Origin of the sequence: Nocardioides sp. GCM10028917 (assembly GCF_042666175.1) — a bacterium.
Lineage (GTDB): Bacteria > Actinomycetota > Actinomycetes > Propionibacteriales > Nocardioidaceae > Nocardioides.
On the sequence record NZ_JBHTFL010000007.1, the window covers coordinates 1,150,683 to 1,167,606 of the forward strand.

Here is a 16,924-nt window from a genome sequence, read left to right on the forward strand (position 1 = left end):
CGGTGGCCCGACAGGACCCCCGAAACGTCGGGTCACCGTCCTTCAACCCGGCACCCCCCGGAGCGCGCCCGGGTCGACGAGCGAGCCCGGTCATCCCTGGTAGCCCTCTCCGCCCGCGCCCGCCGACCAGTCGGGCAGCTGCTGGAGGGACCAGCCGTTGCCGTCGGGGTCGGCGAAGAAGACGAAGCGACCCCAGGCCAGCTCGTCGACCTCGCTGACCTCGATACCGCGCGCGACGAGGTCCGCGTGGGTCGCGTCGGCGTCGGCGATCACCATCTGCATGTTGTCGAGCGACCCGGGCTCCATCTGGGTGAGCCCCTTGCCGATCGCGATCGAGCACGCGGACCCCGGCGGCGTGAGCTGGACGAACCGCACGTCGTCGCTCACCACCTGGTCGTGGTCGACGACGAAGCCCACCTTCTCGTAGAACTCCTTGGCCCGGTCGACGTCGGTCACGGGCACCATCACCAGCTCCAGCTTCATGTCCATGACCCGAGGCTAGGACTCCTTCAGGCCATCCGCTGACCGCTTGTGGTCGAGATGTCTGAGGACGCCGCGGTGGTCCCCGGCCCTCATCTCCGTCCGCCGCGTCCTCAGGTATCGCCATGTGGGCGTGGGAGGGCGGGGTCTACGGCCGCGTGTGCTATCTCTAGTAACACAGTAGAGATTACATAGAAAGGCGCACGATGGAGTTCCTCTGGTACATCCCCAACCAGGTGACGGCGGGGCACCGGCTCGACGACGCGGTCTCGGGGCACAACAGCCTCGCACGCCTGACCGCGCTCGCTCGCCTGACCGAGGAGCACGGGTGGGGAGGGGCGCTGATCGGCACCGGCTGGAAGCGGCCGGACACCTTCACGGTCGCCACCGCGCTGGCTGCCGCCACGACGACGTTCAACCCGCTGATCGCGATCCGGCCGGGCTACTGGACGCCGGCGCACTTCGCGTCGTCAGCCGCCACGCTCGACCAGCTGAGCGGCGGCCGGGTCAGGGTGAACGTCGTGAGCGGCCCCGACCACCAGCCGCAGTACGGCGACGACGAGGGCGACCAGGCGCAGCGCTATGCCCGGACGCGCGAGTTCATGCGGCTCGTGCGGCGCTACTGGACCGAGGACGACATCAGCTTCGAGGGTGCTCACTACCGGGCTGAGGGCGCGACCCTCGAGCACAAGCCGGTGGGGCGCGAGGGACGGCCGCACCCGCAGCTCTACTTCGGCGGCGCGTCCGAGGCCGCCCAGCGCACCGCGGCCGCCGAGGCGGACGTGCAGCTCTTCTGGGGCGAGCCGCTCGACGGAGTGGCGGCGCGGATCGACCACCTCCGGACGCTGTGCGCCGAGCTCGACCGCGACCTGCCGCCGCTGGAGTTCGGCCTGCGCATCACGACCCTCGTCCGCGCAACGACCGAGGAGGCTTGGGCCGACGCCGAGGCGAAGGTCGCCGCGATGGCCGAGGGCCAGCACGAGTGGGCGGTCGATCCCGGTCGCCGGGTGGCGGTCGGGCAGCAGCGGTTGCTCGACCTCGCCGAGCAGGGCGACGTGCTCGACGACTGCCTCTACACGGCCCCTGGCCGCGTGGGTGGCGGCGGCGCCGGCACGACCTGGTTGGTCGGCTCGCCGGACGACGTGGCCAAGGCCCTGCGCCGCTACGCCGACCTCGGCGTCAGCCACTTCGTGCTCAGCGACACGCCGTACGAGCGCGAGATCGTGCGCATCGGCGACTCGCTGCTGCCGCTCCTGCGCTGACCTCACGCACGCGCCGACCGTGGTCGGCGCCGGTGGACGGGAACTCCTGTCACCTCAAAGTCAGTAAAGTCGAGCGAGTTACATTACTTTTGCAGTCCGCTGTTCCGAGAAGGAGTACCCCTGATGCCACGACGAGGGCGCACCCGCACCCTGACCCGAGCCGCCCTGCTGGCCACCGCCGGCCTCCTCGCCCTGTCCGCCTGCGGCGGTGAGCAGGCCGGTCCCAGGCTGGAGCTCTCCGCCGCGCTGCCCGACGCGCCGTCCGACGGCACCGTGCTGCGCGTCGGTGACCCGGCCACGCAGGTGGCCCTCGAGACGTCCGGGCTGATCGACGACCTCGACATCGACGTCGAGTGGGCCAACATCACCGGCGGCCCCAAGACACTGGAGGCCTTCCGCGCCGACGCGATCGACATCGGGTCGGTCGCCGACATCCCGCCGCTCTTCGCCCACTGGACCGGCACCGACGTCCGCATCGTCGCCGCCCGCGAGACGGTCGACCCGATGGAGCACCCGACCTACGAGCTCGGCGTCGCGCCCGGCGTCGACGTGACCTCGATCGAGGACCTCGAGGGCAAGAAGATCGCCTACAGCCCCGGCCAGGCGCAGGGCGCCCTGGTGCTCAACGTGCTCCGCGAGGCCGGCCTGACCCAGGACGACGTCGAGTTCGTCGAGATGCAGAGCGTCGACGACGCCTTCTCCGTGGCCCTGGCCAGCAAGCAGGTCGACGTCGCGCCGCTCGGCCAGACCCTGGTCAAGACCTACCTCGCCAAGTACGAGCAGGACGGTGCCACCACCATCGCCCCCGGCGTGCGCGACGACGCGTGGACCCTCTACACGCCGACCACCGTGCTCGAGGACGCCGACAAGGCGGCCGCGATCAAGGAGTACGTCGCCGCGTGGGCCAAGGCCCAGCAGTGGATCTCCGACAACCCGGACGAGTTCGCGGAGGCGTACTACGTCGACCACGAGGGGCTCTCGCCCGAGGACGCGCAGTACGTGGTCGACGCGCTGGGCCAGTTCACGGTGCCGACGAGCTGGGACGAGTTCATCGCCCGCCACCAGGAGACCGTGGACACGCTGGTCGAGGCGCAGGACCAGGAGCCGCTGGACGTGGAGACTCTCTACGACCGGCGCTACGAGAAGGCGATCGCGGCCGCGGTGGAGGGCTCATGACGACCCTCACCGGCCACCTCGCCGCGCCCGCCCGGCCCCTCGCGGAGGCCGAGGACGTACGCCCCATCCGCCGCCGGCTCGGCCCCGGCGAGCCGATCCGCTTCGGCGGCCTCATCGGGATCGTCGTGCTGCTGGCCGCCTGGGTGGTGGGCTCGGCCACCGGGCTGCTCGACCCGCGCACGCTCACCGAGCCCTGGACGGTCCTGCAGACCGCGGGCACGCTGATCGAGAGCGGCCGTCTGCAGGAGAGCCTGGTGACGTCGGGCATTCGCGCGGCCCTCGGACTGGGTCTCGGCGTCGTCGTCGGCACGCTCCTCGCCGTGGTCTCCGGCCTGTCCCGGGTCGGTGAGTCCCTCATCGACGGGCCGATCCAGGTCAAGCGCTCCATCCCGACGCTCGCGCTCATCCCGTTGCTGATCCTGTGGCTCGGCATCGGCGAGCCGATGAAGGTCATCACCATCGCGCTGGCCGTCTTCGTGCCGATCTACATCCACACCCACAACGGCCTGCGCACGATCGAGGGCAGGTACGCGGAGCTCGCCGAGACGCTCGGTGTGTCCCGCAGCGAGTTCGTGCGCCACGTCGTCCTCCCCGGCGCGATGCCCGGCTTCCTGCTCGGGCTGCGCTTCGCGGTGACCTCGTCGCTGCTGGCGCTGGTCGTGGTCGAGGTCATCAACGCCACGAGCGGGATCGGCCACATGATCACGCTCGCGTCCAACTACGGGCAGACCGACATCATCGTCGTCGGCCTGGTCGTCTACGCGCTGCTCGGCGTCACCGCCGACGCGGTCGTCCGACTGATCGAGAGGAAGGCACTGTCATGGCGTCGTACGCTGGCGAGCTGAGTCCCGCGGTGCGGGTGAGGTCCCTGCACCGCAGCTTCAACGAGGCGGGTGGCGTGCTCAACGGCCTCGACCTCGACATCGCGCCCGGTGAGTTCGTGGCCCTGCTCGGCCGCAGCGGCTCGGGCAAGAGCACGCTGCTCCGGTCCCTCGCCGGCCTGGACCGCAACGTTGCCGGCACGGGGGTCATCGAGGTCCCCGACAAGGTGTCGGTCGTCTTCCAGGACTCCCGGCTGCTGCCGTGGAAGCGCGTCCTCGACAACGTGACGCTCGGCCTGCGCGCCGGCGACGCGTCGGACCGCGGTCGCCAGGCGCTCGCCGAGGTCGGCCTCGCCGGCCGCGAGAAGGCCTGGCCCCACGAGCTCTCCGGCGGCGAGCAGCAGCGCGCGTCGCTGGCCCGCTCGCTGGTCCGCGACCCGCAGCTGCTGCTGGCCGACGAGCCGTTCGGCGCCCTCGACGCGCTCACCCGGATCCGCATGCACACGCTGCTGCGCAAGCTGTGCGAGGTGCACCAGCCGGCCGTGCTGCTGGTCACCCACGACGTCGACGAGGCGATCGTGCTGGCCGACCGCGTCATCGTGCTCGACGGGGGCGTCGTACGCCACGACGCGCGGGTCGAGCTCGACGGCCGGCGCTCGCAGGCCGACCCGGCGTTCGCCCGGCTGCGGGCCCGGCTGCTCACCGAGCTCGGCGTCGAGGACGACCACGACGCCGTCCCGGCGCGCCACCTCGACCGCCATCTCGAACCCCGTCTCGACCGGGCGTCGGAGAGGGCGGCCTCATGACCACGGGCAAGCAGCTGCACCTCAACCTGTTCATCTACCCCGACGGCCACCACGAGGCGGCCTGGCGTCACCCGGACAGCCAGACCGACCGGATCCTCGACATCTCCTACTACCAGGAGCTCGCCCTGCGGGCAGAGGCCGCAAAGTTCGACGCGGTCTTCTTCGCCGACGGTCCGTCGCTGGCCGAGAACATCCAGTACGCCGCCCGCTTCCGCCTCGAGCCGATCACCGTGATGACGGCGATCGTCGCGGCGACCGAGCGGATCGGCGTGATCGGCACCGCGTCCACGACCTACACCGAGCCGTACAACCTGGCCCGGCAGCTCGCGGCGCTCGACCACCTCAGCAAGGGCCGGGCCGGCTGGAACATCGTCACCACCGGTGCCGCCGACGCGGCGCTCAACTTCGGCCTGGACGCGCACCCGCTGCACCGCGACCGCTACGAGCGGGCCGAGGAGTACGTCGACGTCATCACAAAGCTGTGGGACAGCTGGGAGGACGACGCGGTCGTCGCCGACCGGGAGAGCGGGATCTTCGCCGACCCCGACAAGATCCACCGCGTCGAGCACGTCGGCAAGCACTTCCGGGTGGCGGGTCCGCTCAACGCCCCGCGGTCCCCGCAGGGCCGGCCGGTCTACGTGCAGGCGGGATCGTCGGAGGACGGGCGGGCCTTCGCCGCCCGCTGGGCCGAGGCGATCTTCACCGCGCACCAGACGCTCGGGTCGGCGCAGGAGTTCTACGCCGACATCAAGCGGCGCGCGCAGGCACAGGGCCGCGACCCGCGAGGTCTCAAGGTCCTGCCGGGCATCAGCCCGTTCATCGGGTCCACGGCGAAGGAGGCCGAGGACCTGCACCAGGAGCTCAACGACCTCACCCAGCCGGGGTACTCGCTCGCCCAGCTCAACCGACTCACCGGCGTCGACCTGTCGGCGTACGACCTCGACGAGCCGTTCCCGCGCGAGGTCATCGACACCGACGAGGAGCGCAGCGAGGGCAGCCGCTTCCAGCTCGTGCTCGACATCGTCGACCGCGAGAACCCCACGCTCCGCCAGCTGTGCCACCGGCTCGCCGGCGCGCGCGGCCACCGGGTCGTCACGGGAACGCCCGACCAGGTCGCCGACACGATCCAGGAGTGGGCCGAGTCCGGCGCCGCCGACGGCTTCAACGTGATGCCGCCGTGGCTGCCCGGGGGGATCGAGGTGTTCATCGAGGAGGTCGTGCCGATCCTGCGCCGACGCGGGCTGTTCCGCACGGAGTACACAGGAACCACGCTGCGCGACCACCTCGGCCTCGAGCGCCCCGCCAGCCAGTACGCCCCCCACCACCAGGAGAAGACCGCATGAGCGAGCGAAGCGAGCTCATCATCAGACACAGCGCGACATGTGCCGCATGCGCGCACGGAGCGAAGCGAGTACGCGCATGAGCTACGAGCACTACCGCCCGTTGGGCCGGACCGGCGTCCAGGTCAGCCCGCTGACCCTCGGCGCGATGATGTTCGGCGCGTGGGGCAACCCGGACCACGACGAGTCGATCGCGATCATCCACCGCGCCCTCGACGCCGGCATCAACGTCATCGACACCGCCGACGTCTACGCCCGCGGCGAGTCCGAGGAGATCGTCGGCAAGGCACTGCGGGCCCGCAGGGGCAGCCGCGACGACGTCTTCCTGGCCACCAAGTTCCACGGGAGCATGCACGACGAGGACCCGAACCAGGCGGGCAACTCCCGCCGCTGGATCGTCCGCGAGGTCGAGCACTCGCTGCGCCGGCTGCAGGTCGACCACATCGACCTCTACCAGGTGCACCGGCCGCGGCCCGAGGTCGACATCGACGAGACGCTCGGCGCGCTCACCGACCTCGTCCGCCAGGGCAAGATCCGCTACATCGGCACGTCGACGTTCCTGCCCTCGCAGGTCGTCGAGGCGCAGTGGGTCGCCGATCGTCGCGGCCGCGAGCGGCCGGTCACCGAGCAGCCGCCGTACTCCATCCTGGCCCGCGAGGTGGAGCGCGACATCCTGCCGACGGCCCAGAAGTACGGCATCGGCGTGCTGCCGTGGAGCCCGCTCGCGGGCGGCTGGCTCTCGGGCCGCTACCGCCGCGGCGAGGACCCGGCCGTGTCGTCGAGCCGGCTGGAGCGCCAGCCGGCCCGGCACGACCCGGCATCGCCGGAGAACAAGGTGAAGCTGGAGGCGGTGCACGCGTTGCAGCAGCTCGCCGACGAGGCCGGGCTGTCGCTCATCCACCTCGCCCTCGGCTTCGTGCTCGCCCACCCGGCGGTGTCCTCGGCGATCATCGGCCCGCGCACGCTCGAGCAGCTCGAGTCGCAGCTCGGGGTGGAGAAGGTCGTCCTCACCCCCGACGTGCTCGACCGGATCGACGAGATCGTGCCACCCGGCACGACGCTGAACGAGGCGGACCGGGGTTACGCACCGCCGGCCCTCGTGCAGGCCGCGCTGCGGCGGCGGTGACCGTGCGCGGGATCCCCGGATATCCGGGGAACCCCCCGCTTGTCGGCCGAAACATCAGCCGACAAGCGGGAAGTCCGGCCGACAAGTGACCCACGTCAGGTCGCCGGCGTCGTCCGGGTCCGGGAGGCAGCGAGCACGCCGAGCACGGCGGCAACGGCCGCGAAGGTGAAGACGGTCAGGAAGGGATCGACGTCCTGGCGCTCCGCCGCGGCGAAGGCCGCGCCCGCGACCGAGAGCGCGAGGGCGGCGCCGAGGGAGTCGGCCACCGTGAGCGCCGAGGAGTTGAAGCCCCGGTCCCGGTCCGTCGAGGCCTCGAGCATCGCGACCCCGGTGCGTGGGTAGGCGAAGCCCATCCCGGCGCCGGCGAGGACGTACGCCGCTGCGGGAAGGACGGCGGACGGGTGAGCGCCGGCGTCGTGGGCCAGCACGCTCGCGGCGAGCGCCGTCAGGCCGGTGAGCACCAGGGTCGTGCCGACCACCATCGCGCGGGTGTGGGACACACGGGAGCCGAGCCGCGCCTGGACCTGGCTGGCGCTGGCCCACACCACGCCGACGCACGTCAGCGCGATGCCCGCCCGGCCGGGCGAGAGGCCCCAGTGCTCCTGCAGGACGTAGACGATGTAGGCCTCGGCGCAGAAGAACGTGGCGGCGAGGAGCCCGCGGGTGGCCACCACGGACGGCAGACCGCGACGCAGGGTGCGGCTGCCGGGCGGGAGCAGGCGGCCGAGGGAGATCCAGACGCCCGCGAGGGCGGCCAGGGCTCCCAGCGCCGCGACGCCGCGGGCCGACCCGATGAGCTCCAGCACGAGCACCGCCACCGCACCGAGCGCCGCCCACCAGAGCCGTGACACGGGCGTGTCGGTGCCCTCGGCGTGAGCCGTGAGGCCCCGCAGCGCCGGCGTCAGCAGGGCGAGGGCGAGGGCGACGAGGGCCACCGCGCCGAGGAAGACCCAGCGCCAGCTCCACACGTCCGCGACGAGCGCGGCGAGCCCGGGTCCGAAGAGGGCGGGCAGGACCCACGCCGCCGCGAAGGAGGCGAAGACCGCGGGCCGCAGCGCGGCCGGGAACACCAGCCCGACGACGACGTACAGGCCCACCGTGAGCGCCCCGCCCCCGAGACCCTGCAGGACGCGGCCGACGAGCAGCACCTCCATCGACGGCGCCAGGCCGCACACGAGCAGCCCGGCCGAGAACAGCGCCATCGACGCCAGCAGCGGCACCACCGGTCCGGTGCGGTCGCTCCACATGCCCGCGGCCACCATCCCGACGACACCGCTGGCGAGCGGCGCCGCGAAGGCGAGCGCGTAGAGGTCGAGCCCGTCGAGGTCGCGCGCGACCGTGGGCATCACGGTGGCGACGGCCATGGCCTCGAACGCGACGAAGGCGATCAGGCCGAACATCGCGACGGTCGTGGCGGCGTACGCCGGCGAGAGGATGCGCTCGCGGGGCTGGGTCCGGGTCGTGCTGGTCGTCACCCGCCTGACGGTAGGACCTCAGGTGCACCTGAGGGCAATCGGAATAACGGACCCGGTGCGGACGCTGGGTCGACAGTGACTGCTTCCTCCGTCGACCTGTCCGTGCTCGACCTCGTCCCGGTCCGCAGCGACCAGACCACCGGTGACGCCCTCGCCGCCTCGCTCAGCCTGGCGCAGGTCGCCGACGAGCTCGGCTACCGCCGCTACTGGGTGGCGGAGCACCACAACATGCCGGCCGTCGCCGCGACCAACCCGCCGGTCCTGATCGCCATGCTCGCCTCGGCGACCGAGCGGATCCGGGTCGGGTCGGGCGGCGTGATGCTGCCCAACCACGCCCCGCTCGTGGTGGCCGAGCAGTTCGCTCTCCTGGAGGCCGCCTACCCCGGTCGTATCGACCTCGGCATCGGCCGCGCTCCGGGCACCGACCCGCTGACCCGCTTCGTCCTGCGCGGGGGGAGCGCGGAGTCGGCCGACGAGGCGGTCGCGAAGTTCCCCGACTACGTCGAGGACATCCGCACCCTGATGACGACCGAGGGCGTCGAGCTCCAGGTCGGTCCGCGCCGGCAGCCGTTGCGGGCCACCCCGTCCGCACGCACGATCGCCGACATGTGGCTTCTCGGGTCGTCGGACTACTCCGCGCGACTGGCCGCCGAGAAGGGCCTGCCCTACGTCTTCGCGCACCACTTCTCGGGCGAGGGGACCGGCGCCGCGCTCGACCTGTACCGCTCGTCCTACCGTCCGTCGCCGGAGTACCCCGAGCCGCGGACCTTCCTGACCGTCAACGCCGTCGTGGCCGAGACGGAGGAGGAGGCCCGGCGCCGCGCTCTGCCCAACGTGCAGCAGATGATCGCGCTCCGCACGGGCGCGCCCCTCCACCCCCAGCGGCTCGTCGAGGAGGCCGAGGCCGTCGAGATGACCGCCGACCAGCGCGCCTTCGGGGACGCGATGGCGCGGCGCTGGATCGTCGGCTCGCCCGACCAGGCGCGGACCCGCCTCGAGGAGCTCGCGGCCGAGCACGGCGTTGACGAGGTGATGGTGCACCCCGTGGCGGGCGCCGCGGCCGGGACGGACGTACGCACCTCACCCGCGCGCGAGGAGACGCTGCGGCTGCTCGCGGACTGAATTGACGTCAATTCAGAACGGTCAGTGCTGCTCCTCCAGTCCGACCGCCTCGCGCAGCTTGACGACGGCCTCCTCGAGCTCGGGGTCGTCCGCGGCCCGGGACTCCATCAGGGCAGCGAGCGCCTCGGCGAGCACGTTGAGCTTCTCCTGCATGGCCTCGGTGCTGCGCCGTCCGGCGTTCTCCAGGAGCACCAGCAGCAGCAGCGAGAGCACGGCCGTGAACGTGTGGATGGCCAGCTCCCACTTGGTGGTCGACTTCCAGAGCGGGTAGCTGACCGCCCAGATGACGACCACGGCCACGCAGACGGCGAAGAACGGCGCCCGGCTGATGAGCTTGGTCGCGATGTCGACGAACCGCTCGAAGGGGTCCGGGCCGTCCTGCTTCTGCCGGCTCTCAGCCGCTTCGGTGCGTTCCATGCACGGAACCTAGTGCCCCGGACCGGGTGGCGTCGTCACCGGCGCCCTCACGTCGTGCGACCGAGCCCGGCGTCACGGGCACGGATGATGACGTCGGCGCGGTCGGTGGCCTGCAGCTTGGCCAGGATGCTGGTGATGTTGTTGCGGATCGTCTTGGGCGACAGGAACAGCTCCTGCGCGATCTGGCCGTTGGAGCGACCGGCCGCGATGAGGTCGAGCACCTCGGTCTCCCGCTCGGTGAGCTCCGGGAAGGGCCGCTCGGGCCGGCTGGTCGGGGCGAGCACCTCGGCGATGCGTGCCGCGAGCGAGGCACCGAAGACGACGCCACCGCCGTGGACCGTTGACACCGCGCGGACGATCTCGTCCTGCTCCGCCCCCTTGCGGAGGTAGCCCCGCGCCCCCGCGCGCAGCGCGGACAGCACCGTGCCGTCGTCCTCGCCCATCGTCAGCACGAGCACCCCGACCTCGGGGTGCGACGCGACGACCGCGCGGGTGGCGTCGATGCCGTTCATGACCGGCATCTGCACGTCCATGATCACCACGTCGGGGCGGTGCTCGTCGGCCAGCGCGACGGCCTCGGCCCCGTCGGACGCCCGCGCGACCACGTCGATCCCGGGCAGCGGGTCGAGCAGTGAGGCCAGGCCGTCGCGGAAGACCGGGTGGTCGTCGGCGATCAGCAGGCGGATCGGCGTCCTGGGCTCGGTCATCGGGTGCTCCTCACCGGCTCGCTCCGGCGCATGCTCGACGTGGTGGTCGGGGGGACAGTGTCGCCCGTGGCGGTGCCGTACGGCAGCACTGCACGCACGGTCGTGCCGCCGGACTCCGGGCACTCGACCTCGCAGCGGCCGCCGAGCTCCTCGGCGCGCTCGCGCAACGACAGCAGGCCGACCCCGGCGGTGACGTCGGGCCCGATGCCCCGACCGTCGTCCGCGACGGTGACGGTCAGCCCGCCCGCGTCGCCCTCGAGGCGTACGTCGACGTGGCGGGCGCCGGCGTGCTTCACCACGTTGGCGAGCGCCTCCGACACGATCCGGTAGGCCGCGACCTCCACGGCCGCCGGCAGACCCGTCGCGCCGTCGGCCGTGACGTCCACGTCGACCTCTGAGCGCACCCGGTCGGCCTGCTGCCGGACCGCGGCCTCGAGGCCGAGGTCGTCGAGCGCGGGCGGGCGGAGGTCGTGCACGAGGCGGCGTACGTCGTCGAGGGCGTCGCTCACCTCGGTGCGAGCCAGTGCGACGAGCTCGTGGGCGCGTGCGGGGTCGGTGTCGACGGCGTTGCCGGCGGCCTGCAGGCGCAGCGCGACCCCGCCGAGGACCGGGCCGAGCCCGTCGTGCAGGTCGCGGCGGATCCGGCGGCGGTCGTCCTCGCGGGCCAGCACGAGGCGCTCGCGGCTGGCCTGCAGCTCGGTGGCGAGGAGGCTCGTGCGGATGGCGACCGCCGCCTGGCGAACCAGGTCGACCAGCAGGCCCTGGTCGCGCCGCGACAGCATCGAGCGGTACCCCTGGGCAGGGAGCACCAGCCGGCCGACGCGCTCGCCTTGGTAGGCGATGTCGATCTCCTGGACCTCCACGGGCGGGATCCCGTGCGAGGCGGACAGCAGGCCTCCCTCGGGGGTGACCACCTCGACCCGGACGTGGCGGACCTTGAACGTCTCCGCGACCGCCAAGGCAAGGGCCGGCAGCTGCTCGTCCACCGTCCCCGTTGTCTCCAGCCGCGCGGCGAGCGTCGACACCACGCCGTAGCGGTCGCCGCGCCGCCCGAGGAGCAGGCGGCGCACCAGCCCGCCCAGCCAGGCGCGCAGCGGCCCGTAGACGACGACGGCCAGCACGAGCACCACGAGGGTGACGTCGCGCTGGTCGAGCCGGTCGCCGAGCAGCGCGGAGCCGGCAGCGAGCACGGCGAGGTCGATGCCGACGACGATCGCGGCGACGACGGCGGTGGTCAGCGTCCAGGCGACCAGGGCGTCCACGTCGCCGAGGCCCGGGCGCACCATCCCGACCGCGACCGACACGGCGAGCGAGGCCACGGCCAGGTCGAGCAGGACGGTCGTCACCACGCCGCCGACGGACAACGTGACGGCCGCCAGGACCATCAGCACACACATGATCCCGGCCCACAGCAGCCACCTCAGCTGCGTACGCTCCGGCGCCGACGCCTGCCGGTGGCGCGCCCACACCAGCGCGACCGCCGCGACGATCGAGCCGAGGGTGAGCACCTGGGCGCCTCGCAGCATCGCCTCGGCAGTGGCGGCGGACCAGGGGAAGGGCACGACCTCGGTGGAGCCGACCGGCTCCCCGGCGGCGAAGACGACCGGGTCGGGCGCCAGCAGCAGCATGGCCGGCAGCGCGAGGGACGCACAGACGACCGTGATCGCCGCGGTGCGCCAGCGTCCCGGCAGGAGATGACCGGTCGGGTAGAGCAGGAGCAGTCCGACCAGGCCCGAGAGCAGGAGCGCACCCGCGCGCGCGACGAACCAGTAGGCGAGGTCGGTGCCGGGGAGGTCGTTCGCCAGGCTGTGGGAGATCCAGCTGTCGAGGGCGCCGTCGACGGTCCACACCAGGGCGACCGCGCCGAGGAGCCGGCCCACCGTGTCCCCCGGGCGGGCGAGCAGCACGACGACGGACGCGGCCGCCAGCAGCAGCCCGGGCAGCGCGGTGGCGGTGCCGAGCCCGGTCGACGCGGCGGCCCGCTCGGCATCGCTGGTCGAGAGGTCCAGCCACGCGGCGGCGGCGACCGCTGTGAGCGACGCCAGGGCGACGGCGACGGGCTCGAGGAGTCTGCTCACGCGAGCAGTATCACCGCGCGGGCGTCCCGTCGTCAGGGGACCGCGGTCCCTCCTCGCCGGGACACCACGAGGGGACCGGCGACGGGACCCGTCTCCCTGTGGGCCGGGGCGTCGGGACGGCGATGGTTCCGGTGTGCCGCAGACCGCGGCCCCACACCACCATCACCACGAACAGGAGTCACCACCGTGACCATCCAGCACTCTCCCGCTCCGGCCCGCTCCGACGTCACGACGACGGCTCCGGAGGGCTCGACCCCCGACCGACCGTTCCTGGTGCACGGCCGGGTGCTCACCGCCGGCGCCCTCGCGTGGGCGGCGACGATGGCCGTCGTCGGCATCGACCCCCAGGGCCACGGCGAGGAGGTGGCGTTCTCGCTGTCCTCGGGCCTGTTCCAGGTGGGTCTGCTCTTCCTGCTCCGCACCCTGTGGCGCACCCAGGCCCTCGGAGAGGGTCGTCTGGCCCGCGCCGTCCTCCGCATGGAGGCGGTGGCCGTCGGGCTCGCCATCTGCTCCACCGCCAGCGACGGCCTGGGCCTGACCGACTTCGACAAGGTCGCGTTCATCGTCCTCGACGCCTTCTGGCCCCTGTCGATGCTCGGCATGTTCCTCATCGGCATCCGGATCGCGATCGCCGGCCGGTGGAAGGGCGTCACCCGCTTCTGGCCGATGGTCGCCGAGAGCTGGGCCGTCGTCACCATCCCCTCGATGGTGGTCTTCGGCGACACGGTCGGCCACGTCGTGGCCTGCGCCCACCTCGTCGTCGGCTACGCCGTCCTCGGGGTGCTCGTCAGCCGCAAGCGCGACTGACGATCCGCACGGTCGTTCCCGGCCTGCTGCGTCATACGAATCCGCACCCATGGGTGCGGGTTCGTATGACGTCCGGGTCCGGAGATGGCCGCTCAGTCGAGTGCCAGCCCCGCCGCGGGCGTGACCCCGGCGGCACGACGGGCGGGTACGACGCACGCGGCCAGGCCGGCGAGGGCGGCCACCGCGGCGACCGCGCCGACCTGCCACACCGGGACGGTGAACGCCGCGTCGTCGACGACGGCGGTCACCATCACCTGCACCCCGACCCAGGCGAACACCAGCCCGATGGCGGTGCCCAGCAGCGTCGCCACCGACGACAGGAGCAGCCCCTCCACCGCCATGGCCCGCCCGAGCTGGCGGCGGGTGAGTCCCATCGCACGGAGCAGGGCGTTCTCCCGGCCGCGCTCGAGCACGGAGAGACCGAGGGTGTTGGCGATGCCGACCAGCGCGATCACGATGGCGACTGCCAGCAGGCCGACGACCGCCCCGGTCAGGATGTCGACCTGCAGGTAGACCCAGCTCCGGTTGCCGTGGCCGCCGTCGAGCTCGGCGCCGGCGGCCCCGGCCAGTGCCGCCAGGTCGCCGGACAGGTCCTCGGCGTCCGCGCCGTCGCCCGCCCTGGCCCACACCGCCATCGGTTGCGGGTTGCGGTCGAGACCCGACAGCGTGGCGGCCGAGACGAGGCCGGACCGGCCCCACCCGCTGCCGGTCTCGACCTCGAGCGTGTGCTCACGGCCGTCGACCGTGACGGTCACCTCGCCGTCGTCCCACACCCGCTCGGCCGTCCGCGCCGGCAGGTCCTCGACGACCTCGTAGGGCAGCAGCAGCACACCGTCCTCCGGCGCGAGGTCCGCCCCACCTCGTACGACGTCTGGATCCCCGCCCGCCCCCAGGAGGACGACCCCGACCCGGCCGATGGTCGCCGTGGCGCCGTCCAGAGCGACCGCCTCGGCGACCCCGGGGGTGTCCGCCACCCGGTCGACGAGGGTGCCGTCCAGGGGCGCCTCGCCCGCCGTGATGGTGGCGTCGAGGGGGTAGGAGAGGTCCATGTCCTTGTCGATCGCCGTCCGCGAGGACGCCAGCCCGGTGAGGATGGCCGTGGTCAGGGTGACCCCGACGAGGAGCGACGCCGCGGTGGTCGCCGTACGACGCGGGTTGCGCACGGCGTTGCCGGTGGCCAGCCGCCGGACGGGACCGGCGCCGGGGATACCGCCGACCAGGCGGATCAGCTGCGGCACCAGCACCGGCCCCAGGAGCAGCACGCCGACGAAGGAGGCGATGCCCCCGGCGAGCATCGCGGGCACCGATCCCGCGGCGACCGCCAGGGCGAGCAGCGCGACGCCGGCCGAGACGCCGAGCGCGGCGAGCGCCAGGCGCCAGCGGCCGGCCGCGGAGCGGACGTCCACGCCGGTGTCCGGACGGAGCGCGGCCAGCGGCGCGACCCTGGTCGCGGACCGCGTCGGCAGCCAGGCGGCGGCGAGCGTCACCAGCGTGCCGACGGCGAATGCCGTACCCGTCCACACCGGGTCGAGCGCGGCCGCCCCCATGTCGGTGAACCAGCGGCGGACGAGCGCGACGAGCCCCGCCCCGGCGAGGGCTCCGACCGCGACGCCGACGGCGGCGGCCGCCAACCCGAGGGCGAGGGCCTCGAGCCGGATCGCGCGGCGAAGCTGGCGACGGGTGACGCCCACGCAGCGCAGCAGCGCGAAGTCGCGCATCCGCTGGGCGAAGAGGATCGAGAACGTGTTGGTGATGACGAGCACGCCCACGAAGAGGGCGATCACCACGAAGAGCAGTGCCATGATCGCGATGATGTCCACGCCGCGGGAGATCTCCGCCTGGCGCGCGGCCACCCAGTCGTCGGCCGACTCGACCGACGCGCCGCGGGCGACCTGGGAGGCCTGCGCCTCGGTGCCGCCCCACGCCACGGCGTCGACCCAGAGGGTGTCCTCGAAGCGCCGCAGGTCGTCCCACGGCACGTAGAGCGCGGCGCCCATGGCCGCCGGGCTGTCGACGAGTCCGACCACCTCGACGTCGGTGGCCGCCGGGCCGCTCCCGATGCGGACGACGTCGCCGATGGCGACGTGGTTGCTCTTCGCGCGGTTGACGTCGGCCAGGGCTTCGCCCGCCGCGGCGGGGAAGCGGCCGCCCTCCAGAGCCTGCCACTGCAGGCGCGGGTCGAGGGAGACCTCCGAGACGTCCACCGACTGCGCGAGCTGCACGCCGTCGCGGCTGACCGGCTCCATGGCGTACCCCAGCGTCAGGGCGGGGAAGCCGCCCTCGGCGGCCGCGTCGACGAGGCGCTCGACGTCCCGCGGGGCGTCCGTGCTGACGACCAGGTCGACGCCGCTGACGGGCGCCCCCGCGTCGGCGGTCAGCCCCGACCGGGTGGCCCCGGTGAGCATGCCGATCACGACGATGAAGGCGACGCCGATGACGACGGCCACCGACGCGGCGACGTACCTGCGCGTGTGGTGGCGCATGGACGCCACGAGCACGGTGCGCATCAGGCACCCCGCCCGCGCAGTGCGGCGACGAGCTCGTCCTGGCCGGGGTCGGTGAGGTGGGCCGTGACGGCGCCGTCGTGGATGACCACCACGTCGTCGGCGTACGCCGCCGCGTCGAGCTCGTGGGTGACCATCACGACGGTCATCCCGAGCTCGCGGACCGAGCGGCGCAGGTGGCCGAGCACCTCGGCGCTGGCCTCGCTGTCGAGGTTGCCGGTGGGCTCGTCCGCGAACACGATGTCGGGCTGGGTGACCAGCGCGCGGGCGATCGCGACGCGCTGCTGCTGGCCACCGGACAGCTGGCTGGGGAGGTGGCCGAGACGGTCGGCGAGGCCCAGCACGCCGACCACCTGGTCGTAGCGCTCGCGATCCACCGGGCGGCCCGCGAGCTCGAGCGGGAGGACGATGTTCTGGCCGGCGGTGAGCATCGGGAGCAGGTTGAAGGCCTGGAAGACGAAGCCGATGTGCTCGCGGCGGAAGATCGTCAGCGCGGTGTCGTCGAGGCCGGCGAGGTCGCGCCCGGCGACGGTGACCGAGCCGGAGGTTGCGGCGTCGAGCCCGGCCAGGCAGTGCATCAAGGTGGACTTGCCGGAGCCGCTCGGTCCCATGATCGCGGTGAAGCGCCCGGCGGGGAGGTCGAGGTCCACGCCGCGCAGGGCGTGGACGGCGTTGTCGCCGGCGCCGTAGGTGCGGGTCAGGCCGCGCGCGCTGGCGGCCGTCCCGGTGGTCTGGTCGAATGTCGTCGTCATGGGGACAACGCTCGTCGTCACCGGCCTCCGGGTCGTCGGACCCCGGCACGG

General features: G+C 73.1%; 15 protein-coding genes. 8 read left to right on the plus strand and 7 right to left on the minus strand.

The genetic code is table 11. The features are described from left to right. Positions 1–90: 90 nt before the first annotated feature. Complete coding sequence (locus tag ACFQW6_RS14880; RefSeq protein ID WP_378546674.1) at positions 91–489, minus strand: VOC family protein; 399 nt, start codon at positions 487–489, stop codon at positions 91–93. A gap of 197 nt (positions 490–686) precedes the next feature. Here ACFQW6_RS14880 and ACFQW6_RS14885 point away from each other — a divergent pair, with 197 nt between their 5' ends. From ACFQW6_RS14885 to ACFQW6_RS14910, 6 genes are all read left to right on the plus strand, one after another. Further along, on the plus strand, positions 687–1,742 hold the full coding sequence (locus tag ACFQW6_RS14885; RefSeq protein ID WP_378546677.1) for an LLM class flavin-dependent oxidoreductase: 1,056 nt from the start codon (positions 687–689) through the stop codon (positions 1,740–1,742). 123 nt (positions 1,743–1,865) lie between these two features. Continuing rightward, positions 1,866–2,918: an ABC transporter substrate-binding protein gene (locus ACFQW6_RS14890; RefSeq protein WP_378546680.1), complete on the plus strand. Its 1,053-nt coding sequence runs from the start codon at positions 1,866–1,868 to the stop codon at positions 2,916–2,918. Then, entirely contained in the window at positions 2,915–3,763 is an 849-nt protein-coding gene (locus ACFQW6_RS14895; protein WP_378546683.1) for an ABC transporter permease, read from the plus strand. The genes ACFQW6_RS14890 and ACFQW6_RS14895 overlap by 4 nt, the downstream gene beginning before the upstream one ends. Then, a complete protein-coding gene (locus ACFQW6_RS14900; RefSeq protein WP_378546686.1) occupies positions 3,739–4,545 on the plus strand; it encodes an ABC transporter ATP-binding protein in 807 nt (268 codons plus the stop codon). Before ACFQW6_RS14895 ends, ACFQW6_RS14900 begins: the two co-directional genes overlap by 25 nt. Beyond that, positions 4,542–5,888: an LLM class flavin-dependent oxidoreductase gene (locus ACFQW6_RS14905; RefSeq protein ID WP_378546689.1), complete on the plus strand. Its 1,347-nt coding sequence runs from the start codon at positions 4,542–4,544 to the stop codon at positions 5,886–5,888. The genes ACFQW6_RS14900 and ACFQW6_RS14905 overlap by 4 nt, the downstream gene beginning before the upstream one ends. A gap of 76 nt (positions 5,889–5,964) precedes the next feature. Next, positions 5,965–7,011, plus strand: coding sequence for an aldo/keto reductase (locus ACFQW6_RS14910; RefSeq protein WP_378546692.1), 1,047 nt, complete (start codon positions 5,965–5,967; stop codon positions 7,009–7,011). Positions 7,012–7,106: 95 nt separating this feature from the next. Here ACFQW6_RS14910 and ACFQW6_RS14915 read toward each other — a convergent pair whose 3' ends face one another. After that, the gene (locus tag ACFQW6_RS14915; RefSeq protein ID WP_378546695.1) at positions 7,107–8,486 is read right to left on the minus strand and encodes an MFS transporter; all 1,380 of its coding nucleotides are present in this window, start codon (positions 8,484–8,486) and stop codon (positions 7,107–7,109) included. Between the two features lie 75 nt (positions 8,487–8,561). Here ACFQW6_RS14915 and ACFQW6_RS14920 point away from each other — a divergent pair, with 75 nt between their 5' ends. Next, on the plus strand, positions 8,562–9,608 hold the full coding sequence (locus tag ACFQW6_RS14920; protein ID WP_378546698.1) for an LLM class flavin-dependent oxidoreductase: 1,047 nt from the start codon (positions 8,562–8,564) through the stop codon (positions 9,606–9,608). A gap of 21 nt (positions 9,609–9,629) precedes the next feature. Here ACFQW6_RS14920 and ACFQW6_RS14925 read toward each other — a convergent pair whose 3' ends face one another. From ACFQW6_RS14925 to ACFQW6_RS14935, 3 genes are read right to left on the minus strand one after another with little or no spacing between them, the layout of a single operon-like run. Next, the gene (locus ACFQW6_RS14925; protein ID WP_378546701.1) at positions 9,630–10,025 is read right to left on the minus strand and encodes a low affinity iron permease family protein; all 396 of its coding nucleotides are present in this window, start codon (positions 10,023–10,025) and stop codon (positions 9,630–9,632) included. 47 nt (positions 10,026–10,072) lie between these two features. Then, entirely contained in the window at positions 10,073–10,732 is a 660-nt protein-coding gene (locus ACFQW6_RS14930) for a response regulator (protein ID WP_378546704.1), read from the minus strand. Beyond that, positions 10,729–12,810, minus strand: a complete 2,082-nt coding sequence (locus ACFQW6_RS14935; protein ID WP_378546707.1) for a histidine kinase — start codon at positions 12,808–12,810, stop codon at positions 10,729–10,731. The genes ACFQW6_RS14930 and ACFQW6_RS14935 overlap by 4 nt, the downstream gene beginning before the upstream one ends. A gap of 186 nt (positions 12,811–12,996) precedes the next feature. Here ACFQW6_RS14935 and ACFQW6_RS14940 point away from each other — a divergent pair, with 186 nt between their 5' ends. Further along, on the plus strand, positions 12,997–13,617 hold the full coding sequence (locus tag ACFQW6_RS14940) for a hypothetical protein (RefSeq protein WP_378546709.1): 621 nt from the start codon (positions 12,997–12,999) through the stop codon (positions 13,615–13,617). Positions 13,618–13,709: 92 nt separating this feature from the next. Here ACFQW6_RS14940 and ACFQW6_RS14945 read toward each other — a convergent pair whose 3' ends face one another. Both ACFQW6_RS14945 and ACFQW6_RS14950 read right to left on the minus strand, forming a co-directional pair. Beyond that, positions 13,710–16,124 (minus strand): FtsX-like permease family protein, encoded by a 2,415-nt coding sequence (locus tag ACFQW6_RS14945; protein WP_378546711.1) that lies wholly within the window; start codon positions 16,122–16,124, stop codon positions 13,710–13,712. Beyond that, on the minus strand, positions 16,124–16,873 hold the full coding sequence (locus ACFQW6_RS14950) for an ABC transporter ATP-binding protein (RefSeq protein ID WP_378546713.1): 750 nt from the start codon (positions 16,871–16,873) through the stop codon (positions 16,124–16,126). The genes ACFQW6_RS14945 and ACFQW6_RS14950 overlap by 1 nt, the downstream gene beginning before the upstream one ends. Positions 16,874–16,924 lie beyond the last annotated feature (51 nt).